We start from the raw sequence: 22683 nt of genomic DNA on the forward strand, positions 1-22683 counted from the left end.
GCGGCGCGGGCGGGCGGGGCTCACTGGGGCGGGCGGATCCAGTCGGTCAGGGGCTTGAACCGGCCCTTGCCCTCGTACTGGTAGAACCTCGCCTGGTCGTTGCAGACGGCGGGGGCGTCCGCGTACTTGCCGCACTTGACCTCGGCGGCGCCCATGATCACTGGCCCGGGGAACTTCTTGAGCTGTTCGGTCACCGACGCGGGGGTGATCTTGTCCGGGCCGATGGCGTTGAGCACCTTCGCGTACGTCAGGACAGTGCTCCAGCCCAGCGGCGCGAAGACCTTGGACTGGTCGCCCTCGCCCAGCCCGGCCTGAGCCGAGGCCTTGAGGAACGCCTGGGAGTCGGCGGCCGTGGCGTCCATGGGCAGCGTCTGGGCGACGCCGTACGTCCAGGTGGGCAGGTCCCCTCCGAGTCCCTGGGCGACATCGGGGGACATGCACAGCGGCGTCGAGACCACCGGCTTGGTGACATTGAGCTGCTTCAGTGCCTTGGCGATCCCGACGCAGCCGCCCCCGACGGAGATGGGGACCACGACATCCGCGGTGTTCGCCCCGGCCGCGGTGACCGGGCCGATCAGATCGGTGGACTGCGCGTCGAATCCGACGGACTTCACCTTCAGACCAGCCGCTTCCAGGCCCTTCACCGCTGCTCCGGAGGCGATCTTGTCGCCGGGCGTGTTCGTGTGGATCACCGCAGCGGTCTTCGCCTTCAGCACGTCACGGGCGTACGTGCCCCAGGTGCCGAAGATGTGCGGCAGGTCGCCGAAGGTGCTGAAGGTGTTCTTCGCGGTGGGCATGGTCGGGCCCGTCGCCACTCCGACCAGCACCGGCTTCCTCCCCGCGATCACGGAGTTGAAGGAGGCGTCTCCGAGGTAGAGATTGCCGACGCCGATGGCGGAGACCTCCTTGGCGCCCAGCAGTTGCTGGCCGCACTTCTGTCCCTCCTCCTCCGCGGACACCACCGTGCAGACGTTGAGCTTCAGCGGGTGCCCGCCGATGCCGCCCAGTCTGTCGTTGACGTACGTCACCGCGGCACGGGCACCGAGAGTGGCTTCGGGGTTGCCGCCGGGGCCGCCTTCGACGTTCACCCAGCCCAGGGTGACCGGGGCGAGGCCGGCGTCGGCCTTGCCCGCCTTTCCGCCGACGTAGCCGAGGTAGTCGGTCACCACGTCACTCGACGAGCGGGAGTCCGAGGCCGCGGAGGAGCCGCCCGCGGAGGCGCCGGACGACGAGGATGCGTCGGTGCCCGTTCCGCCGCATGCGGCGACGCCCAGCAGGGGCGCCATGGCGGCGGAGACGAGGCCGAGTCTGAGGGGGCGTGAGATTGCGGGCATGCGGGATCCTCCAGGATCGGAAAACGGCAGGGCGGTGCCCGGCACGGCATGCGGGGAGAGCGCGGAAGGCAGCGGAGGGCAGGAGGGCGCACCGGGATGACCGGTGCCGCGGTCCAGCCGAAAGGACGCCGAAAGACCAGGTGATCGGCGCTTTCGAGTTCCGTAACTTTCTTACGGATCGGGAATCTAGGTGTACGCTGGCGCCCTGTCAACGCCCCGGTTCACACCGAATTAACGATCATGCAATGGGAGGGACGGACATGACGGAGCACGCCGTGAGACGCAGGCTCCCTCGGCGCTCACCCGAAGAGACCCGGGCCCTCATGCTGGAAGCGGCCACCCAGCTCGTCTGCGCCGGCACCTCCGACACGAGCGAGGAGGCGGTCTCCGCGGCGCTTGCCCACATCCGCGTCAAGCGGGTCACCGAGGAAGCCACCCGCATCATGCGGGAGAGGCTGGGCGACGACACGGCACCGGCGATCACGACCGGCTCCATCTACCAGATCTGGCCCGCACAGGCCGACTTCCAGGCGGATCTCCTCTTCCACCTGACCAGCCGACAGGCCGAACTGGTCCCGGGGCTGTCGGAGAGCATCCGGCGTTTCAAGGAGGCGGTCGACAGCGGGACGACCTGGCAGGAGGCTCTCAACGACGTCCTGACGGACAACCACGAGAACCATCGCGTGGACCCGATCTACCGGGTGCTGCTCGGCTTCTACGCCAGTGCCGCCAATCCGCGCGTCCGCGACGCCCTGGGGCACTACGGCGAGTCGTTCACCGAGGTTGCCTGCGAGGCGTACCAGGCGCTGCTGGACGCCTACGGGCTGCGCATGCGCGCGCCGTACAGGATCGAACACCTCGCCACCACCATCGCCGCCCTGCTCGACGGCTTCCACATGCGCTGGATCGCCGGACATCCCCACCTGGAGGACCCGGAAGGACAGGACCGCTGGTCCCTCGCCACCCGGGCTGCGGTGATGGTGTTCGACCAGTTCACCGAACCGGCGTAGGCCGGTGTGACGCGACAGGACGAGGACTCGGGGACGTCGCTGGAGCGGGCCATGGCCATGGCGGCGAACGTTTGGGGCCGATGGCGTTGAGCACCTTCGCGTACGTCAGGACAGTGCTCCAGCCCAGCTCGAGCTGCACGCCCAGCTGGCCTACGAGGCCGTCACGCGGATGGCGGCCCGGCGAGCGTGATCTGTACGGCCGTCATGCCGATCGGTTCCGGCGTTCGGCGCCCAGGCGGGCGAAGTGGTCGATGAGGCCGGGCTCGTCCACCGCGGCCGGGTTGACGACCTCCTCGACGGGGGCGCACTGGAGCAGGCGCTTGACCGGGACCTCCAGTTTCTTGCCGGTGCGGGTGTGCGGGATGCCCGGCACCTCGATGATCTCGTCGGGTACGTGGCGGGGTGAGGCGCCGGTGCGGATGGCCTCGCGGATGCGGTCGCGCAGGGTGTCGTCCAGGGCCGTACCGGCGGCCGGGACCACGAACAGGGGCATCCAGTAGCCGCCGTCCGGCTCCTCCGCGCCGATGACCAGGGCCTCGGTGATCTCGGGGAGGCGTTCGACGACGTCGTGGATGTCGGCGCTGCCCAGCCGGACGCCGTTGCGGTTGAGCGTCGAGTCGGAGCGGCCGTGCACGATCACCGACCCGTGTCCGGTGACCGTGATCCAGTCGCCGTGCCGCCACACGCCCTCGTACGCCGAGAAGTAGGCGTCGCGGTAGCGCGTGCCCTCCGGGTCGTTCCAGAAGTGCAGCGGCATCGAGGGCATGGGGCGGGTGACGACGAGCTCGCCGACGCGGTCGATGACGGGGAAGCCCTCGGCGTCGTACGCGGCCAGCGCCACGCCCAGGTGCGGCGCGGACAACTCACCTGCCCACACGGAGGTGTTGGGGGCGCTGCCCGCGAAGCCGGAGACGATGTCGGTGCCGCCGCTGATGGAGGCCAGCAGAACGTGGTCGCCGACGTGCTCGCGGACCCAGGGGTAGGCGGAGGCGGGCAGCGCGGAGCCGGTGCAGCCGACGACGCGGATCGACGAGAGGTCGTGGACGGAGGGGTCGATGCCGAACTTGGCCATGCCCAGCAGGTATTGGGGGCTGGTGCCGAAGACGGTGACCCGGTGGCGGGCGGCCAGCTCCCACAGTACGTCGAGCTTGGCGAAGGGGGCCGGGCTGCCGTCGTAGGTGCAGGTCGTCGCGCCGGTGAGGAGGGTGGAGGCGACCAGGTTCCACATCATCCAGTGGGTGGTGGTGTACCAGAGCAGACGGTCGCCGGGGCCCAAGTCCGAGTGCAGGCCCAGGGTTTTCAGATGCTCCAGCACCACACCGCCGTGGCCGTGGACGATGCCCTTGGGCAGACCCGTTGTGCCGGAGGAGAACACCACCCACAGCGGATGGTCGAACGGCACCGCGGTGCAGGCGAGTTCCTCGGTACGGCTGGAGGCGTCCTCCCAGGGGACCACCAGCGACGGGTACGCCTGCGACGGCCACGGCAACCCCACGTGGTCCACCAGCAGGGTCGCCTTCAACGACGGTAGCGTGCGGGCCAGTTCGAGGACGGCGTCGCGGCGGTCGTGCGTGGTGCCGTTGAAGAGGTAGCCGTCGGCGGCGATCAGCACGGTGGGTTCGAGCTGGGCGAACCGGTCGGCGGCTGCCTTGGGGGCGTAGTCCTGACCGCACACCGACCACACCGCGCCGAGGCTCGCCGCGGCGAGGAACGCGACGATGGCGTGAGGGGTGTTGGGCAGGTATCCCACGACCCGGTCGCCCTTGCCGACACCGAGGTCGCGCAGGGTCGCGGCGACGGATGCGACCAGCAGGCGCAACCGCTCGCCCGTCAGCTGGTAGCCGGAGCCGTTCTCGTCCAGCGCGATGATCGCGGGCCGGTCGTCGGTGAGGTTGCGCAGGGCGTGGTGGGCGTAGTTGAGGGTGGCTCCGGTGAACCAGCGGGCGCCGGGCATCCGTTCGTCGGCCAGTACCTGCTCGTACGGGGTGTCGGCGTCGATGTCGAAGTACTCCCACACCGCCGCCCAGAAGCCCTCCAGGTCGGTGACCGACCACCGGTGCAGGGCGGCGTATTCGTCGGGGGCGATGCCCTGACGCCGGGCGAAGTCCGCGATGCGACTGGCGGCCGCCGTCTCCGGATCGGGTGTGAAGAAGGGCGTGCTCATCGCGTCGTACTCCTCAGCAGGCTCTGCTCGGCGGTCCGTGGGGTGGGGTGGGGGCTGCGGGTGGTGTGCAGGAGGGGCGCCCAGGCCGCGGTGTCCGTGAAGCCGCGGGCACCGGCCGGGACGACGTCCATCACGACGCGGTCGGGGCGCAGCAGGACGGCGTCCGCCCGGCCGGCGCGCAGCCAGGCGGCCAGGGTGCCGTCGTCGCCGAGGTCGGCCGTGGAGAGCGTCCTGATGCCTAGGCCTTGGGCGAGCGCGGTCAAGGACGGCGAGGGATCGGCGCTGGTCAGGACGGTGAAGGAGTCGCCGAGCAGTTCATCGAGACGGGTGCGCCGTCCGTCGGCGGTCACCCACGGTTGCGGACAGTGTGTGCCCGCCAGGCGTCGGCGGATGCCGCGCCGCACGAGCGGTCCGGCGGTGAGGGGTGGGCTGAGGTCGCGGCCGGTCCGTTCGGTCAGGCCGGGTATGCGGCAGGCCGCGGCCAGCGCCCTGCGGCGGAGCGCGGCGGCGCCGTCCTGGCCGCCGGTCATGGCCCAGCCCATGGCGACTGCGAGCCTCACCACGTGCCGTGCGTGCGGTCTGCGTTCGCTCTCGTAGGTTTCCAACAGCCTTTCGTCCGTGCCCTGTTGGAGGACGCGGGCGAGTTTCCAGGTGAGGTTGTAGGCGTCCCGCAGTCCCGAGCACAGTCCCTGTCCGACGAACGGCGGCGTGAGGTGCGCGGCGTCGCCGAGGAGGAAGACCCGGCCGCTGCGCCAGCGGTCGGCGACGCGGGCACGGAAGGTGTACTGCGTCTCGCGGACGACCTCGAAGTCCCCGTCGTACGAGGGCGGCAGCCACGGGGCGATCAGCTCACGGACCGACTCCTGGCCGTCCCGGAGCCGGAACTCCCAGCGGTAGCGGTTCTCCTTCACACGCATGAAGGTGGCCGGCCGGTGCGGGTCGCAGACCTGGTCGACGCCGTCCCAGCAGCGGACATCGGCTGTCGTGCGGGCGTCGATGACGGTCCAGTGTTCCTCGAAGCGCAGGTCTTCCCAGACGCCGCCGATCGCCTCGCGGGTCAGGCTGTTGGCGCCGTCGCAGCCGAGCACTGCCTCGGCCCCCAGCTCGTGCTCGCAGCCGTGCTCGTCCCGGTAGGTCACCCGCACCGGGCCCGCGGTGTCGGGGCCGACGCCGGTGACCTCCACGCCACCGCGCAGTTCGCACTCAGGGCGCTTCGCCAGGGCGTCGCGCAGCACGCGTTCCAGCTCGGGCTGGTCGAACATGCTGGTCTGCGGATAGCCGTGCAGGCCGTGCCCGGTGCGCCGGAACTCGGCCATCACCCGGTGCCGGGCGTCCAGCAGCCGCAGCCCCTTCGCCGGGCGCGAGATCGCGGTGAACTCCTCGCCGACGCCCGCGGCTTGGAGGATGCGGTGGATCTCGTCGTCGCCTGCGACGGCGCGGGGGAGCGGGTAGACGTCCCGGTGGCGTTCCAGGACGACACTGCGGATTCCGCGCCGGGCCAGGAGGAGGGCGGCGGTCACGCCCACCGGCCCGGCCCCGACGATCACGACGGGCACGACAGGTACGTCGGGCACGACAGGCACGTCGGGCACACGTGCGGCTTCATCGACGGTCATGTGCGGCTCACCTCGGGTATCAGTTCGCGTCCGCGACGGGCGTGCGCTGCTCGCCGAGGTCGATGCGGCCGTCCGGGGTCGCGATCGTCGCCGTGATCACGTCACCCGCGTGCAGGTAGTGCGGGTTCTTCGCCTGGCTCTTGAAGAACGCCTTCCACTTCACCGCGGGCGGCAGCAGGGCGCCGATCTTCTCGACGGCCTTCGGCGGGGCCTTCAGCGCGGTGCCGCCGGGCGTGCCGGTGAGCAGCAGGTCGCCGGCGTCCAGGGTCTGGAAGCGGGCCAGCAGGGTCAGCGCCCGCGCCGGGCGGACGATCATGTCGGCCAGGGTGCGGTCCTGACGCAGCTCGCCGTTGACGCTCAACTTCAGCCGTAGATCGAGGAGATGAGCGAAGTCCTCCGGCTCCAGCAGCGTCAAGTACGGACCGGTCGGTGTGAACGTGGGGTACGACTTGCTCTCGTAGAACTGCGTCTTGGTCAGCTGGACGTCACGGGCGCTGACGTCATTGGTGACGACGAGCCCGGCGACGTACGAGGGCAGGTCCCGCTCCTCGACGACGGTGCCGACGGGCAGCGGCGCGCCCATGACGAGCCCGAGCTCGATCTCGTAGTCGAGGAACCTCACATGCGGCGGGCGGACGATGGTCTCGCCGGGGCCGCTCACCGAGCCGGAGGCCTTGCGGAAGAAGGCGGGCGGGATGTCGCCGGTGAAGCCCGAATCGCGGGCGTGGCTGCGGTAGTTGACCATCTGGGCGACGACCCGGCAGGGCGTGGTGACCGGGGACAGTGCCACCAGGTCGGCGACGGGCGTGCCCGCCTCACCCGAGAGAGCCGCCTCTCGTACGGCGTCGCGGTCGGCGAGCAGTTCGGCGGTGGTGACGGCCTTGGTGTCGACGGGGACGGCGCGGTCGTCGCGGACGACCCACCAGCCGTCGGCGGTACGCAGGACATTGGTGCTCATCGGGATGCCTTTGTGAGGGAGTCGGGGGTTCAGGAGTTGGCGGCCTTGAGCAGGCCGAACAGTCGTGCCGGGTCCATCTCGTTGTCGCCGCGCAGGGCCTCGACGACATCGCGGATCCGCTGCGGGGAGGGGCTCGCGCCGAGGAAGTCGCGGGTGGCGGGCGGGCCCCACTGGGCGAGACCGCTGGTGGACATCGGCGCCCAGCCGGGCTCGACGTCGCAGGAGAACAGGTCGCCGTCGGCGAAGTGCTCCAGCATGAAGCGGTCGGGATCGCGCCAGTAGTCGAAGAGCTGGCTGCCCTGGATGTGCCGTCCGATGCCCCAACTGCGCTTGTATCCACGCTCCTTGAGGTATTCGCCACCGGCCGCGATCGAGTCCAGGTCGGTGACCTGGTAGGCGGAGTGGACGTACCCCGTGCCCGGCCCGAGGTGCATGGCGAGCGTGTGATGGTCGGCCGGCACGCTGCCGAGGTCGCAGCGGATGAACGCCATCGTGGGTCCCCGGTCCCGCTGCCCGTCCAGGAACAGGAAGTCGGACACGATCATGCCGAGGGTGTCCAGGTACCAGTCGAGGGCGCGGGTGAACACCCGTGTCTCCAGCACCACATGGCCCAGCCGCTGGATCCGGGACGGCTCGCGCGGCGGGCGCTGGGTGGCGTTCGTACGGCGGTGATCGGTGCCGAAGTTCAGCAGCAGCGGCTGCTGCTCCGGCAGTGCGGGCAGCCGCTCGCCGCAGTGCACCACGCGCACGGGGAAGCCCGAGGGGTCGAGCAGGTCGACGACCTTGCCGCCGCCCGGCACGTCCGCGTCCCGCACGTCCCTGCCCGTCGCGCGGGCCAGCCGGTCCAGGTCGGCCCGCTCGGCGGCGCGGAACGCCGGGCCGATGAAACGGGAGGTCCGACCGCGCCGGATCACCATGCAGGGCGACCCGGCGAAGGTGCCGCGCAGCCACAGTTCCCGCTCGGTGCGCGCGGCGATCCCGAACCCGAAGTCCCGGGCGAAGACCTCGGCCCGGTCCAGGTCGGGCTTCTCGAACTCCAGCCAGGCCAGGTCCGCGACCTTGATCACGGGGTTCCGGGAGCGGCCGGGGTGTTCGCCGCGCAGGGCGCCCTGCTCACTGTGGAGGTCCTGGTGGGCCGTGATGACGTCCCCGTTGACGCGGGTTTCAGACATGGTGCCCTCCGAGCAACATTGCCGTAATGATGGAATCATCAACTGTGACAGTTCTGTCGTCAAGATGTTCGCGGCGAGAAATGATGAAGTCATCAGGACTGCGATCGTCATCGTCCGAGGGCTAGACTCTGCGCATGTCTACGTCAGCCCTGCCCAGCAACCGGTTCGAGCGGCGTCGCGCGGAGACCCGTGGGGCCCTTGTGCGAGCGGCCCGGCAGATACTCGCCGAGAGCGGCGACACGAGCGCGAGCATCCAGGCGATCGCCGAGCGCGCGGACGTGGGCTTCGGCTCCTTCTACAACCACTTCGACTCCAAGGCGGAGTTGTTCGAGGCGGCGGTGGTGGACGCCCTGGAGGAGTTCGGACAGTCCTTCGACGAGGGTCTGACGGGCATCGACGACCCGGCGGAGCATGTCGCGGCCGGTTTCCGGCTCAGCGCCCGGATGGCCGACTCCCACCCCGAGTTGATGCAGGTCCTGCGCCGCCGAGGCCTCGGCCACATCCACTCGGACAACGGACTCGCCCGACGCGCCCTGCGCGACCTCCAGGTCGGCATCGCCTCCGGTCGCTTCACCAGCCTCGACCCCGTGGTCGCCCTGTCCGCACTGGGCGGCACCCTGCTGTCCCTCGTCGAACTGCGCTTCGCCCGCCCCGAGGTGGACGGCGACGAGGCCGCGGTCAACCTCGCCGAGATGGTCCTGCGGATGCTGGGCCTGCCCGCGGACGAAGCCCACGAGATCGCCCGACGCCCCTTGCCCGACGCCGCCTGACCTCACGCGGACGACGAGTCCGGGCGGAAGGTGACCGAGCGGCCGGTGAAGCGGGCGTCGATCCCGTCCTCGGTGGTGGTCACCGACCGCAGACGCAGCCCCTCGGGGACGTTCCGCAGCGGAATGGGCTGCTCCAGGGCCCGGTCGAGCAGTGATTTCAGCGGGGGGAGCAGTTCACCCTGCTCCGCCCGTACGTCCGTGAAGGCGATGCGATTGCCGCTCGCCGCCGAGACGGCCGCGCTCACGGTCACCTCACCCGCGAGCGGCAGACTCGCCGTCGCGTCGACCCGGCCGGACTCCTCGCCCTGCGACACCTGCACGCCGAGCGCGCGCGACACGTCGGCGTAGGACAGGAACGCGGTCGCCGTGACGCTGTCCGCGTGAGCCTCGTCGGCGCTCCCCGAGGTCTTCAGCCCGTCCATCCCGACCGTCAGCCTCGTCACGGGGAGCGGCCGGGTGGTGCCGTCGGCCGGAATGTCGTGGGCGGTGAGGTCGACATGGTCGAGGCGGCCCGCGGCGAGCTGGGTCAGCACGGGGAAGCCGCTGACGTGCACCGACGGCCGATCGGCGGTTCCCATGCCGTCCTGGAACGCCTCGGCCGTACGGCTCTCCGCCCGGGCCGCGGCGATCCGGTCGACCGCGACGGCGCCGACCAGCAAGGCCGCCACGGATGCGACGGCGATGATCAGGCGCCGCCTGGTCCGGGTCGGGGGGCTCACATATACGGAGCCGTCGCTGTAGGAGGGCTCCTCGTCGTGGTGGCTCTGATACACGGTTCTCCTCTTCGAGCGGTGTCGACCGATGTCGAGCGATGTCGAGCGATGTCGAGCGATGTCGGGTGGTACTGCCTGGTACCGGGGGAGGCGCGCCTACGCGGCGTCACCCTCGGGCCGGACGAGTCCGTGGACGTACGTCGCGGCGCGCTCCGCCTCCACGCCCATCGCGATCAGGGCGGCGGTCGCGGAGCCGGTGCCGTCGTCGCTCCAGCCCCCGCTGTTCACGCACTCCAGAAGCCCCAGCAGATAGCCCTCCAGCGCCCGGGTCAGCACGGCCGGCGGCGCGTAGGCATGGAAGACCCGCTGCCGCCGGCCCCGGGAGATGATCGCCTCCGCCCTCTCACGGGCGGGGGCGAGGACTTCGGTGACCCGTTCGGGGCCGAGGTCCTGGGGCGCGAGGCGGAGCAGGATGCGGTAGCGGTCGCCGACGTGCCACAGGGCGAGGACGAAGCGGGCCAGCTCCGTGACGGCATCCCCCGCAGGCGCCTGCTGGGCCGCGAGCGCCTGCCGCAACGCCTGCGCGGCGTCCTCCACCAGCCCCTCCACCAGCGCGGCCCGGCCGTTGAAGTGGCCGTACACCGTCCGCCGTACGACGCCTGCCGCCTCGGCGATGTCACCGAGGCTGCTCTCGGGGGCGCGGCCGAGTTCCTGCCGGGCCGCTTCGAGGATGCGGGCGCGTGTGAGCAGGGGGCGACTGCGGTCCGGGGTGGCTGTGACGGGGGCCGTGGCGTGGGCGGTGCCAGGGGCTGTGACGGGGGCCGTGCCAAGGGCCGTGCCGGGGGCTGTGGCGGGTGCGTCGGTCATGGCGGACCTCCGGTCGACGGGGGAGGGCGACTCGATAGTTGCACACCGACGGGCAATAAACTAGTCTGCACATCAGTGGGTAATTAACAGCCCTCGGCGTCAGGCCTCTCCACTCGGCCTCACCCGCGCCACCCCCCCCGAAGCCACTGCTGCACCTCCATCCCAGGAGCCCGACCATGCCGCTCTTTGCGAAAACACCCGTCGAGAAGATGACCGAGCCCTATCCGCGCCGCTGGTGGGCCCTGCTGGTCCTGTGCCTGAGCCTGCTGATCGTCGTCATGGCGAACACGTCACTGATCGTGGCCGCCCCCGACATGACCAAGGACCTGGGGCTGAGCAGCAGTGACCTCCAGTGGGTCATCGACGGCTACACCGTCCCCTACGCCGCGCTGATGCTGGTGCTCGGCGCGATCGGCGACAAGTACAGCCGTCGTGGCGCGCTCGTCCTCGGCCTGCTGGTCTTCGCCGGAGGTTCGGTGATGGGCGGCCTGGTCGACGAGACGAACCTCGTCATCACGGCCCGCGCGATCATGGGCGTCGGTGCCGCCGTCGTCATGCCGGCCACACTGTCGCTGCTGGTCGCGATGTTCCCGCGCGCCGAACGCGCCAAGGCGATCACCGCCTGGTCCGCGACCTCCGGCCTCGCCATCGCCGCCGGCCCGCTGGCCGCAGGCTGGCTCCTGGAGGACCACGCCTGGGGCTCGACCTTCCTGATGAACGTCCCCATCGCCGTCCTCGGCGTCGTCGGCGCGCTGCTGCTGGTGCCGCCGTCGAAGGCGGACGGCATGGGCCGCATCGACTACGTCGGCGGTCTGCTGTCGATCGTGTCGGTCGGTTGCCTGGTCTACGCGACCATCGAGGGCCCGCACTTCGGCTGGGGCGTCGGCCCGATCACCGCGGCCGTCGTCGCCGGAGTGGGCCTGCTGGCCTTCGTGGCCTGGGAGTTGAGGCACCCGAACCCCATGCTGGACGTGCGCAAGTTCTCCGAGCGTCCCTTCGGCGGCTCGATGCTCGCGGTGCTGTTCTTCTTCTTCGGCACCTTCGGCTCGATCTACTACTCCACCCAGTTCCTGCAGTTCGTCCTCGGCTACGACGCCCTGGAGACCGGCATCCGCCTGCTGCCCCTGGCCGGATCCGTGTTCGTCGGCGCCGCCGTCACCGGCAGGGTGGCTCCGAAGCTGGGCGTGAAGCTGGTGGTCGGCACCGGCATGGTGATCGGCACCGTGGGCGTCTTCCTGCTCACGCGGATCGACTCCGGCTCGGCCTACACCGACTTCGTGGCCCCGCTGGTGCTGCTCGGCTTCGCCATCGGCCTGAGTCTGTCCCCGGCCACCGACACCATCATGGGGTCCTTCCCCGAGTCGGAGCTGGGCGTCGGCGGCGGCGCCAACGACACCGCCCTGGAACTCGGCGCCTCGCTGGGCATCGCCATCCTCGGCTCGCTGCTCGCCACGTCCTACAAGGACAAGCTGACCGACCTGGTCGGCGGCCACCTCCCGGCCGCGGCCATGGACACCGCCAAGGACTCGGTCGGCGGCGGCATCGCGGTCGCCGAGCAGGTCTCCAAGAACCCCCAGGGCGGCGCCGAGCAGGCCCAGACCCTGCTGGGCGCGGTCCACGAGTCCTTCGCCCACGCCATCGCCCACACCAGCCTCATCGGCGGCATCATCATGGCCGCCGGAACCCTGATCGTCATCGCCGTCCTGCCGGGCCGCAAGCACGGGGCGGAAGCCGCGGAGCAGACGACCGAGGTGCAGAGCGAGACCGTGGACGCCTGAGCCGTGTCCGCCGGAGGCCGGACCCGATCCCGGCCTCCTCCACCCCCATGACGGGCCGTGCCTGAGCGGCGCACGGCCCCGGGACGGTGCCGGGAGGGGACACCCGGCACCGTCTCCCTTTTCTGTTCAGAGCTTGTTCAGAGCTTGTCCGGAGCCGTTTTGTTCGGAGCCGCCTTGTTCTGAGCCGGGTCAGGTGTGATGCCGGCGCCATCACACCTCGGCGGCCGCCACCTCGTCGACGACGATCCGCGCACGCTTCTCCGGCACCCCGGCCGCGATGAGCGTGGTGACGGCGACCCGGGTGCCGTCGTCCTCCAGCGCCCCGGTGTTGACCTCCTCCAGCAGGGCGACCGTCATCGCCTCCAGGCCCGCGCTCAGCACCGCGGCGGGCAACTGGGAGTGGAAGACGCCGTCCCGCTGCCCTTGCTCCACGATGGCCGTGGCCCTGATCCGGGCCGGTTCCAGGATCCCCGCGACACGTTCCGTGCCGAGGTCCCGCCGGGCCAGCGCCAGGAGCATCCGGTAGCGGTCGCCCACGGGCCAGAGCGCCAACGAGAAGTGGGCGAGGGCCCGATCGGCCGGTTCATCCGACCCCGCTCCGACCGTGACGGCGGCCTGGAGAGCTTCCGCGGCCTCCTCGGCCAGCGCCTCCAGCAGCGCCGCCCGCCCGGGGAAGTGCCCGAACAGCGTGCGTCGTACGACACCGGAGGCGCGGGCGAGCTCCTCCAGGGTGACGTCGGGATTGCGCCCCAGCTCCAGGCGCGCGGTGGCCAGGATGCGCGCTCGGTTGGACCGTGCGTTGCTTCGCTGGGGGACACGGCCGACGGTCTGGGACACGAAGGGAACCTCGAAGCAGCCGGAGGGGAAAGCGGATTCCCCATTCTGGCACGAGGGCAGGTCCGCCCCACCTGTGCAGGTGGTGACCTGTGGAAACATCGCGAGCCAGGCAGGGGTGGCCGAAAGAGGACGCCGTACTCGTGCCCCGGACGGAGACTGCGGGTCGACCACTGGACGGAGACCCTGTGACCCACGCCCGCGTCAAGCCATCGCCCTCGGCATTACCCCGGCTACCGGCCCTCACCGCACCGACACTCCAAGCGGTGCCGTGGCAATTCCCGTCGGCCGAGTCGACGGCTCCCCGTTGAGGGCCGCCGTGCGACACCTTCCGACCTGTGTGTTCAGCAACGCGGGCCCGCCTGTTGCAGGCAACGGTCACGCCGTCGACCGCTTCGTCCAGATCGCCTCCCTCACCAAAGTGGTCACCGGTACAGCCCTGACCCGTATGGCCGCGGCCGGGGTGCTGGCGCTCGACGACCCCGTCGAGCGGTGGCTCCCGGTGCCCCCGGGGACGGGAATCACGCTCCTGCACCTGGCCCGGCACACCTCCGGCCTTCCCCGCCTGCCACCCGGCCTGCACTCCCGTCGTGACCCGTACGCGAGGTTCGACCGACCCGCCCTGGACCGCCTGCTGCCCCGCCTCGACACGCTCGTCACGCACCCCGCCGGCACGGTGGAGGAGTACTCCAACCTTGGCTACGCCGTGCTCGGCGCGGCCCTGACCGCCGCCTCAGGGACGACGTACGAGGAAGTGGTGACCGAGTACGTCCTGCGGCCCCTCGACATCACGGAGATGAGCGTCGACCCCGATCCCGGTCGACGGCTGCCGATCCCCGGGCTGCTGGGCCGGTCCCGCAGGCCGTGGACGATGGACGGCGCGATCCTGCCGGCGGGAGGCCTGTGGGCGACTCCCCGTGCGGCGGCCGACCTGGTGGTACGGCTCCTGGTCGAGCGTCGGCTGGGGGACCCCGCGCCGAGCTGGCAGACGTCCGGCCCGCTGCGGTGGCACAACGGCGCGACACGCCACGCCTCGCTCTTCGCCGGAGCGATGGACGACGGCCGCTGGGTGCTGATCCACCGCCTCAACGCGGTACCGGAGGACACGGACCGAGCGGGTCTGGAGATACTCCGGGGAAGCCGGACTGCTCCGTAGAAGCACGGTGTCCGCCGGCGCGGGGCGGGCCCGGGCCGGGCGGGACGCGTGCAGGCGGTCGGTCTTCGCAGACAACCCCGAAGCGTGCTGCTCCCTCCTACCAGTCGAACCGCCGGGACACTCGGGGAGGAGCGTTCATTGGCCCGTCAGTGGTCGCGCAGGAAGTTCGTGGTCTACTCGCTCGCGGCGTCCACGCTCACCGTCGCCGCGCCGCTCGGCTGTGACTCGGCCCCGGCCGAGGGCGCCGAGCCCACCGCGGCCGCACCGCGCCGGCGCTCCGACGTCCTGGTGACCGGTGCCGACGAGGAGATGCTGGTCCTCGAAGTCACCGAGGCCAACAAGGTCGTCGTACGGCTGCCGCGGGTCGAGGTCGGGCAGGGCGTCACCACCGCCGTCGCCATGATGATCGCCGAGGAGCTGGACGCGCGCCTCGACGATGTCGACATCCCGCTCGCCGGCGCCCGCGCCAAGGGCAACCAGTTCACGGGCGGTTCCAGCTCGGTGAGTTCGCTGTACGGTCCGGCCCGTGAACTGGCCGCCCTGGCACGCGCCAAGCTGGTGACCGCGGCGGCCAGGCGCTGGCGCCTTCCCGCGCGGTTCCTGTACACCCGGAACACGAGGGTCATCGCACCGGACGGGCGTTCGGCCACCTTCGGTTCGCTGACCGCGAGTGCCGCCCGGATCACCAGGCCGGCCGTGTCGAGCAGACCCAAGCCCGCGTCCCGGCACCGGGTGATCGGGCGCCCGACGACCCGGATCGACGCCCGCGACATCGTCACCGGCAAGGCCGAGTACACCGGGGACCTGACGGTGGCCGGAGCGAAGCCGACCGTCGTGGCCCGGCCGCCGACGCTCGGCGGGAAGCTCGTCTCGGTCGACTCCCGGGTCGCACGCGCGATGCCGGGCGTCCACGCCGTCGTCCAGGCCGCCGGTGGGGTCGCCGTGGTGGCGGAGTCCTTCCACCACGCCTTCCAGGCGAGGGACGCCCTGCGCATCACCTGGGCCCCGGGTCCGCTCGCGTCGCTCTCCGACGCCGCGATCCGCTCGCGGCTGCGGGCCGCCGTCCCACCGCTCGGCACCCCGCCGCGCGGATCGGCGCAGACGGAGGGCGAGTTCGAGTTCGCGTTCGTCAGCCACGCCCCCATGGAGGTGCTGACAGCGGTGGCGGACGTCCGTGCGGACCGTGCCGAGATCTGGTTCTCCTCCCAGACGCCGATGGACGCGCGGGACAGCATCGCCGCGGCGGTCGGGCTGCCCGCTTCGAAGGTGAAGGTCCACGTCGTACGAGGCGGCGGCTCCTTCGGCCGGCGCCTGAACCACGACGCCGCGATCGAGGCGGCCCTCATCTCCAAGGCGGCACGCCGGCCGGTCAAGCTGATGTGGAGCCGCGCCGACGACATCCGGCACGGCCGGATGCGCCCGGCGGGCCACCACCGGATCCGGGCCAGCCACGCGGGGGGCAGGGTGGTGGCGTTCGCCCATGCGATGGCCTCCGTGAGCGAGTCGTACGACGGACAGGGGCGCGTCTCCGCTCAGGGGCGCGCCGGCACCGCGGTGACGCCGGCCGTCGCACGGGCTGCCGGCCCGCTGCCCAGTGACAGCGGTCTGTACAACTTCGGCCGGGTGTCCGGGGATTCGGGATCGGTGGAACTGGCGATCCCCCTCGGCGCCTGGCGGTCGGTGGACTCGGGGACGATGCGGACCGCGGAGGAGATCATCGTCGACGAGGTCGCGAGGAGCCTCGGAAAGGACCCGGTCGCCTTCCGGCGCACCACCCTCAGGAACAAGGCCGTCAAAGCCGTGCTCGACAAGGTCGCGGACGCCGGTGACTGGGGCCGCACCCTGCCGGCGGGGCAGGCGCAGGGCGTCGCCGTCCACGAGGAGTACGGCTCCTGTGTGGCCTGCCTGGTCGAGATCGACGCAACCGACCCGAAAGACCCTCGGGTGACCAAGGTGGTGATGGCGGCCGACGTCGGAACGGCCGTCAATCCGCGGGGACTTGAGGCCCAGCTCATGGGCACCGCGATCGACGGCATCTCCACCGTCCTGCGGGCTGGTCTGCACATCGACCGGGGCGCCGTCCGCGAGAGCAGCTACGCCGACTTCCACTACGCCCGCCAGCGGCACGCCCCGCTGCGCTTCGAGGCCCACATCATGCCCTCCCGGGGGGAGCCGGGCGGGGCGGGCGAACTCGGGGTCCCGGCGGCGGCCGGCGCGGTCGCCAACGCCTATGCCCGGGCGACCGGTTCGAGGCCCCGCCGCTTCCCGCTCACCTTCTGACCGACGCCCTGGACCCGACCTCCCTAGTACTCGACCTCCCGAGAACCCGACCTCCGAGAAGGTGCCGATGCCGTCCTACTCCTTCCTCCTCAACGGGAAGCCGGTCACCGTAGAGGCCCCGTCCGACATGCCGGTCCTGTGGGTCCTGCGGGACATGCTCGACGTCACCGGACCCAAGTACGGCTGCGGTGTGGGCGTCTGCCGTGCCTGTACGAGCCACCTCGACGGCGAGGAGATCCAGCCCTGTGTCGTGCGGGTCGCGGACTGCGCGGGACGCGAGGTCACCACGATCGAGGGCCTGGCCGACGGCGACAAACTGCACCCCGTGCAGCAGGCCTGGCTCGACCGTGATGTGGCGCAGTGCGGCTTCTGCCAGCCGGGTCAGATCATGGCCGCGGTGGCCCTGCTGAAGAAGACGCCCCACCCGACGGACGCCGACATCGACGAGATCGAGAACGTCTGCCGTTGCGGCACCTACTCCCGGATCCGCGAGGCGATCAAGCAGGCGGCGGCGAACGGCTGACGACCGGCCGTGCGGATGTCCGATCCTGTCCCTTGCCGCAGAATTGGCGTTATGTCGTGTTTGTCGCGGTTGGGAGGCTTTTGTGAAGGATCTCAAGTTCGAGCAGAAGAGCTCGCTGTCACGCGTCGAGGCGGCTGATCGGCTGGCCGCGCTCGCGGCCGCGCTGAGGGAGGGTGGGGACGCCGAGCTGGATCTCGGCTCCGGGACCACGCTGAGCCTGCGGGTCCCCGACGACCTGCGCGCCGAGGTGGAGGTCGAGGTCGGTGACGGCGAGGTCGAGCTGGAGATCGAGTTCAAGTGGTCGGCGGGACCGGCCCGGACCACGGCCTCGCGCCCGGCCGCCGCCATGGAGAAGGCCACGACGCGGAAGAAGAGCGAGCCCGCCGCGCCCGGCCGGAGGAGCACGGGCGCCAGGAGGGGCAAGAGCGGCTGACAGGAGCCGGGACGCGAGCCGGTCGGTGAGTCACACCGGTTCCGGGACGAACGGGTGCAGCTCGTCGGCCCCGTCCTGTATGACGCCGTAGGTGCTCTCCGGGACCTCGTTCCAGGCGCCGGGCAGGTCGCCGAGCGGCTCGGAGACCACGAGGCGGGAGTCGTCGGACACCTCCCGGAGGAAGGTCGCGTCGGGGTGCAGCCTGCGCAGGGTGTCCACGCGCGTGCTGTAGAACAGCGACCGGGAAGCGCCCTGGCTCGAATAGCGGAAGGCCCAGACGCGCTCGCCGTCGGTGACGCCGATCGTCATCTGGAGCGGGAACTCCACACCGTGCTCGCGGCCGACGCGCTCCACCGCTCCCACCATGCGGGAGACGGCCTCCGGCGGGTTCTTGTCCAGGCCGAAGGTGAGGGCGAGGTAGAACATGAGCTCCGAGTCCGTGGTGCCCTCGATGTCGGCGTACAGATCGGCGTCGACGAGCAGGGACAGGTCGCGGCGCACGAGGTGGTAGTCCGCGATGGCGCCGTTGTGCATCCACATCCAGCGGCCGTGCCGGAACGGATGGCAGTTCGTCTGCTGCACCGCCGTGCCGGTCGTCGCCCGGATGTGGGCGAAGAACAACGGGGAGCGGACATGGTCCGCGAGTTCCCTGAGGTTGCGGTTGTTCCAGGCGGGGCCGACATCCGTGAACAGGGCCGGAGTGGAGATGCTCTCCTCCGAGTACCAGCCGACACCGAAGCCGTCGCCGTTGGTCGTCTCGACCCCCATCCTGGAATGGAGGCTCTGATCGATCAGCGAGTGGGCCGGTTTGTAGAGGATGGTGTCGAGAAGCAGGGGCGTTCCCGAGTAAGCGAGCCATCGGCACATGAACGATCACCTGTGTTCCTGCCTGCGCCTACGGGCGGCGCGCCTCCCATTTTCGCCCCCCTCACGGAACACCGCCAAGCGGGCCCGGAGGGATGACCCCGAGGACGAACACCTGCGACGCGAACGGCACCCTCGCCTCCGATGTCCCGACACCACGGCACCGCTGGTCTACGCCCCTGCGACCGTCTGGGACCCTGCCGCACCGGTCGCGAGGCGGAGGAGGGCGGCCGTGTCGGGGCGGGGCAGGTGGACGGTGAGGAGTCCGCGGTCGCTGTCCCAGCGCGTGGTGCAGTCGGAGTCCGTCGGGTAGAGGACGGCCGGTGCCGCCTGGCTGCCCCGCAGTCGGGGGAGGGGGACGGTGACGACGCCGGGGCCGGACGCGCCGTCGGGCGACTCCCGGCGCCACACCGTCAGCAGCGCGCCGTCCGCGGTGTGCAGGCCGTGCGTGATCCAGGAGTCCTCCCAGCCCGGCAGACCGAGGGGCCAGAAGGGATGGGCGTCGTGGATCTCCCGCCGGATGTCCCGGTACACGGAGATCGCCGAGCGGACCAGGGCGAACTGTTCGGCGCTCATCAGGTTGAGGAAGCCGGAGAGGTGGATGCGGCCCAGGAGTGCGCCGGTGAGCGTGAAGGCGATCTCGTCCGGGCTGAAGTGCGGCTGCGGGTAGGCCCACACCGCGGCCTGCTCCGGTGTCACCGCGGTCGGCGCCGCCGCGGCGATCGGCGGGTAGCGCAGGAAGTCCTGCTGGTCGCTGGTGGACTGCACCTGGGTCAGGGCCAACTGGGCGTAGTCCATGCGCAGACCGCCGGACCCGCAGTTCTCCAGGACCAGACCGGGGTGGCGGTCGAGGACCGAGGCCAGCCAGTCGAGATGGGCGCGGTGGTGTCCGAGCAGGCCCGCCCCCGGGCTTTCGGGGCCGTTCTCCGTGCCGGGGCCGATGTTGATGTTGTAGTCGAGCTTCAGGTAGCCGACCCCCCATGAGCCGACCAACCGGTCCACGACCTCGTCGAGATGGGCCCGCGCGGCCGGGTGGCGCAGGTCGAGGTGGTGCCGCCCGTGCTCGGTGACACGGAGTCCCCCGCGCCGGAAGAAGGCCTCGTCGGGCAGGGTCCGGGCCAGTGGGCTGCGGACGCCGACGACTTCGGGTTCGAGCCAGAGCCCCGGGGTCATCCCATGGCTTCTGATGGTGTCCAGGACCGCCGGGAGTCCGTCCGGGAACCGGTTCGGGGCGGGCTCCCACGCTCCGACGGCATCCCACCAGCCCTGGGCGTCGTCGTCGTACCAGCCCGCGTCGATGACGAACACCTCCGCTCCGGCGGCGGCCGCGGACTCGATCAGCGGCAGCAGCCGTTCGGTGGTGGGGTCACCCATGAGGGTGTTCATGTAGTCGTTGTAGATCACCGGCAGTGCGCGGTGGTCGGGGTGGTCGCGGCGGACGCTCCGGCGGTGGTCCGTCAGGACCGCGAACGCGGCGTCCAGGCCACCGGTCCGCGTCCGCACCAGCACGGCGGACACGGTGGTGAATTCCTGGCCGGGGGCGAGGGTGTGCTGCCACTGGTGGTGGGCGTCGTCGGGGCCGAACAGGGCGACGTAGGCGGCGCCTTGGCGTTCACCGGTCTCGAACCGCCAGCCGGCGCTGGACTCGATCTGCCACAGCCAGGCGCCGCCGTCCCGGTCGGTGAGGCCGGCGACGGGGAGGTGACGGCCGGTGGACCAGCTTCCCTGCGAGTACCGCTCGAAGCAGCCTCGGCCGTCATGACCGTGGGCGGCCCTGCTCAGCGGGACGACCTGGTCCCGGAAGGGGGCCTGCCGCCACCGGCATTCGGCGAGCCAGTCGTTGTCCGCCCAGTGCAGGGTGAGGCCGTCGAGGGCGCTCTCCGCGATGCCGCCGAGCGTCAGAGTGCTCACGCTCTCCAGCCGGACCGGCCCGCCGCCCTCGTTCACCAGCCGCACCCGGGCCCGCAGAAATCCACCGACGTCAGCCGGGCCTGCCGTAGCAACTGACCCCGCACGCACAGAGGCAACCCGACCCGCCGACCCGACCGACCCCGCCCCCGTCTCCAGCACAACCTCAGCCACCAGACCGGTCACCGCATCCGCCAGCCTGATCGTCGTACGCTCCCCGCCCCCCTCCACCCCCACCGTCTCGTGCCCCCGATAGACCAGCCGCTCCCCAACAGCCGTCTCGATGAACCGCTCGCCCGACCACAGCCGCCCATGCCCAGTCGCCGTGACCTCCACCAGCGGAAGGAGACACGCCATGTCCTGGTCGGCTCCGCCCAGCCTCACCGATCCGTTGGCGTCCACGACGGCGTGCAGCCCGAGTTCCGGGCACGCCCAGATACGGGATCGCTCGGCTACGGCAGCGGTCAACGTGATTCCCCTTGTCCGGTCGGTACTCCGCGATGTGACCGCTCACAACCCTTCCACGCACGTGACCGGTCACACAAGACCGGCCCACTCCGTCCCCCGCGAGGAACTCCCGTGTTTTCCACACCGTCCAGGGTCTTGTCACCACCAGCGCCGCCATGCGAGTGTCCGGGCGATGGTTACGTAACCATGGCCGGTTTACGTGGGTCTGGGAGCATCCGTACGACGATCCCCAGCCCCTCCATGGCTCGGCTCAGGTGGCGAACCCGCACCCCGCACCCCGGCGATTTCCGTCACTGGAGACGACATGACCAAGACCCCCACGAGGTCGAGAAGACTGGCCAGTGTGCTCATGGCCGGCCTCGGCGCGACCCTCATGTTGCTGACCGCCCCCCACCCCGCCCTCGCCCAGCCGGCCGGCACGACGTCGGCCGACTCGTACGCGCCGGCGAAGCCGAAGGGCGGCACCAGTGACTTCCGCGGGGTGAACTGGGCCGACCCGCGCGACAACTACGCCAGTGACGCCGTGGTGCCCAGCGGGCTGAAGGTGACCGACAGCTACGGCACGGTGTACCGCACCACGGTGAAGATGGTGCGCGGCTTCAAGAAGAACCTCGGCGCCAACACCCTGCGGCTGCCGATCAACCCGGCCAGCGTGGGCACCGCTTGGTGGAAGTCGTACCGGGCGACGATCGACGCGGCCACGGCCCAGGGCGACAAGGTCATCGTCAGCTACTGGGAGGCCGACAGCAGCAAGGACGGCCTGGTCGACGACACGGCCGCCTGGAACACCATGTGGAACACCGTGGTGCGGGAGTACAAGCACAACCCGCGGGTCTACTTCGAGCCCATGAACGAGCCGCACGGCTACACCCTGGACCAGTGGGTCTCCGTCACCAGCGGCTGGCTGGGCCGCCACAAGGACGTCCCGCGCGGCCGGGTCGTGATCAGCGGCACCGGCTACAACGACAACGTCACCGGCGTCGGAGCGGCCCCCGCGCTCAAGGGCACGCTGCTGTCGCTGCACTTCTACGGCTACTGGGCCAGCCACACCACCCAGGCGGACTGGACCGCCGACCTCGAAGCCCGGATCGGCACCTACGCCGGCCGGACCGTCATCGACGAGGCCGGCTCCCCGATGACCATCGGCCTGAACTACGGCGCCTGGAACGGCAACGTCTACACCTCGTACCTGGCGTCCGTCGCCAACACCGCCCGCAGCAAGGGCATGGGCCTGGTGTACTGGCCCGGCCTGCGCTTCGGGGACGCCTACTCGATCGAGTCGCTGGACGCCGAGGGCAACCTGGTCGACAACAGCGCCACCGGAGTCGCGCTGCTGCGCTGGGGCTACGGCTTCGGCACCACCCCGCCCGTCAACGACCTGCCGCCCGCCCCTCCCGGTGAGGTCCTGCGCGGAGTGGGCTCGAACCGCTGCGTCGACGTGCCCGGCTTCAGCACCGGCAACAACACCCAGCTCGACCTCTGGGACTGCAACGGCGGCGGCAACCAGACCTGGAACTGGACCGCGGACAAACAACTCACCGTCTACGGCAACAAGTGCATGACGGTGGGCGGCACCGGAGCCTCGGCGGGCGACCCCGTGGTCATCTCCGACTGCACCGGCGCCGCGGCCCAGCAGTGGAACGTGAACGCCGACCTCTCGGTGACCAGCGTCGCCAACCCGGCGCTCTGCCTGGACGCGGCCGGCGCGGGCACCGGCAACGGCACGGCGGTCGACGTCTGGTACTGCAACGGCGGCAGCAACCAGCAGTGGACCAGGAGCTGACACCGGCACCCACCGCCGTCAGCGCCCCAGCGCGGACCGGGTCGTCCCGGTC

At 71.0% G+C, this 22683-nt stretch carries 18 protein-coding genes; 8 read left to right on the plus strand and 10 right to left on the minus strand.

Features of this window, described 5'->3' with window-relative positions; genetic code table 11:
- Positions 1-20 precede the first annotated feature (20 nt).
- A complete protein-coding gene (locus ACFULQ_RS16635; RefSeq protein ID WP_383544007.1) occupies positions 21-1334 on the minus strand; it encodes an ABC transporter substrate-binding protein in 1314 nt (437 codons plus the stop codon).
- A 260-nt stretch (positions 1335-1594) separates the two neighbouring features.
- Here ACFULQ_RS16635 and ACFULQ_RS16640 point away from each other — a divergent pair, with 260 nt between their 5' ends.
- Positions 1595-2344 carry a hypothetical protein gene (locus ACFULQ_RS16640; RefSeq protein WP_383544009.1) on the plus strand — a complete coding sequence of 250 codons (750 nt, stop codon included), beginning with the start codon at positions 1595-1597 and terminating at the stop codon, positions 2342-2344.
- Between the two features lie 202 nt (positions 2345-2546).
- Here ACFULQ_RS16640 and ACFULQ_RS16645 read toward each other — a convergent pair whose 3' ends face one another.
- The 4 genes from ACFULQ_RS16645 to ACFULQ_RS16660 are packed head-to-tail and all read right to left on the minus strand — an operon-like array spanning position 2547 to position 8254.
- Positions 2547-4508, minus strand: coding sequence for an acetoacetate--CoA ligase (locus tag ACFULQ_RS16645; RefSeq protein ID WP_383544012.1), 1962 nt, complete (start codon positions 4506-4508; stop codon positions 2547-2549).
- Positions 4505-6124, minus strand: a complete 1620-nt coding sequence (locus tag ACFULQ_RS16650; RefSeq protein ID WP_383544015.1) for a bifunctional 3-(3-hydroxy-phenyl)propionate/3-hydroxycinnamic acid hydroxylase — start codon at positions 6122-6124, stop codon at positions 4505-4507. Before ACFULQ_RS16650 ends, ACFULQ_RS16645 begins: the two co-directional genes overlap by 4 nt.
- A gap of 19 nt (positions 6125-6143) precedes the next feature.
- Positions 6144-7082: a fumarylacetoacetate hydrolase family protein gene (locus ACFULQ_RS16655; protein WP_383544018.1), complete on the minus strand. Its 939-nt coding sequence runs from the start codon at positions 7080-7082 to the stop codon at positions 6144-6146.
- Between the two features lie 29 nt (positions 7083-7111).
- The gene (locus ACFULQ_RS16660) at positions 7112-8254 is read right to left on the minus strand and encodes a VOC family protein (RefSeq protein WP_383544021.1); all 1143 of its coding nucleotides are present in this window, start codon (positions 8252-8254) and stop codon (positions 7112-7114) included.
- A gap of 134 nt (positions 8255-8388) precedes the next feature.
- Here ACFULQ_RS16660 and ACFULQ_RS16665 point away from each other — a divergent pair, with 134 nt between their 5' ends.
- Positions 8389-9024, plus strand: a complete 636-nt coding sequence (locus tag ACFULQ_RS16665) for a TetR/AcrR family transcriptional regulator (protein WP_383544024.1) — start codon at positions 8389-8391, stop codon at positions 9022-9024.
- 2 nt (positions 9025-9026) lie between these two features.
- Here the strand turns inward: ACFULQ_RS16665 and ACFULQ_RS16670 are convergent, their stop codons facing one another.
- A complete protein-coding gene (locus ACFULQ_RS16670) occupies positions 9027-9797 on the minus strand; it encodes a DUF2993 domain-containing protein (RefSeq protein WP_383544027.1) in 771 nt (256 codons plus the stop codon).
- A gap of 96 nt (positions 9798-9893) precedes the next feature.
- Complete coding sequence (locus tag ACFULQ_RS16675) at positions 9894-10604, minus strand: TetR/AcrR family transcriptional regulator (RefSeq protein WP_383544029.1); 711 nt, start codon at positions 10602-10604, stop codon at positions 9894-9896.
- Between the two features lie 176 nt (positions 10605-10780).
- Between ACFULQ_RS16675 and ACFULQ_RS16680 the strand changes: the two genes are divergently transcribed.
- Positions 10781-12382 carry an MFS transporter gene (locus ACFULQ_RS16680; protein WP_383544032.1) on the plus strand — a complete coding sequence of 534 codons (1602 nt, stop codon included), beginning with the start codon at positions 10781-10783 and terminating at the stop codon, positions 12380-12382.
- Between the two features lie 210 nt (positions 12383-12592).
- On the opposite strand, the gene ACFULQ_RS16685 is transcribed toward ACFULQ_RS16680, so the two are convergent.
- A complete protein-coding gene (locus tag ACFULQ_RS16685; protein WP_383544035.1) occupies positions 12593-13219 on the minus strand; it encodes a TetR/AcrR family transcriptional regulator in 627 nt (208 codons plus the stop codon).
- Between the two features lie 337 nt (positions 13220-13556).
- On the opposite strand from ACFULQ_RS16685, the gene ACFULQ_RS16690 reads away from it, so the two are divergent.
- From ACFULQ_RS16690 to ACFULQ_RS16705, 4 genes are all read left to right on the plus strand, one after another.
- Complete coding sequence (locus ACFULQ_RS16690; protein WP_383544038.1) at positions 13557-14372, plus strand: serine hydrolase domain-containing protein; 816 nt, start codon at positions 13557-13559, stop codon at positions 14370-14372.
- Between the two features lie 168 nt (positions 14373-14540).
- Positions 14541-16652, plus strand: a complete 2112-nt coding sequence (locus ACFULQ_RS16695; RefSeq protein ID WP_383544055.1) for a molybdopterin cofactor-binding domain-containing protein — start codon at positions 14541-14543, stop codon at positions 16650-16652.
- A gap of 67 nt (positions 16653-16719) precedes the next feature.
- Complete coding sequence (locus ACFULQ_RS16700; protein ID WP_383544041.1) at positions 16720-17175, plus strand: (2Fe-2S)-binding protein; 456 nt, start codon at positions 16720-16722, stop codon at positions 17173-17175.
- Positions 17176-17257: 82 nt separating this feature from the next.
- Positions 17258-17608: an amphi-Trp domain-containing protein gene (locus ACFULQ_RS16705; RefSeq protein ID WP_383544044.1), complete on the plus strand. Its 351-nt coding sequence runs from the start codon at positions 17258-17260 to the stop codon at positions 17606-17608.
- Between the two features lie 30 nt (positions 17609-17638).
- On the opposite strand, the gene ACFULQ_RS16710 is transcribed toward ACFULQ_RS16705, so the two are convergent.
- The gene (locus tag ACFULQ_RS16710) at positions 17639-18475 is read right to left on the minus strand and encodes a class II glutamine amidotransferase (protein ID WP_383544047.1); all 837 of its coding nucleotides are present in this window, start codon (positions 18473-18475) and stop codon (positions 17639-17641) included.
- A gap of 168 nt (positions 18476-18643) precedes the next feature.
- Positions 18644-20737 carry a glycoside hydrolase family 36 protein gene (locus ACFULQ_RS16715; protein WP_383544058.1) on the minus strand — a complete coding sequence of 698 codons (2094 nt, stop codon included), beginning with the start codon at positions 20735-20737 and terminating at the stop codon, positions 18644-18646.
- A 415-nt stretch (positions 20738-21152) separates the two neighbouring features.
- Between ACFULQ_RS16715 and ACFULQ_RS16720 the strand changes: the two genes are divergently transcribed.
- A complete protein-coding gene (locus ACFULQ_RS16720; RefSeq protein WP_383544050.1) occupies positions 21153-22631 on the plus strand; it encodes a ricin-type beta-trefoil lectin domain protein in 1479 nt (492 codons plus the stop codon).
- The last annotated feature ends 52 nt before the right edge of the window (positions 22632-22683 follow it).

Source organism: Streptomyces sp. NPDC057253 (assembly GCF_042669125.1).
Classification (GTDB): Bacteria; Actinomycetota; Actinomycetes; order Streptomycetales; family Streptomycetaceae; genus Streptomyces.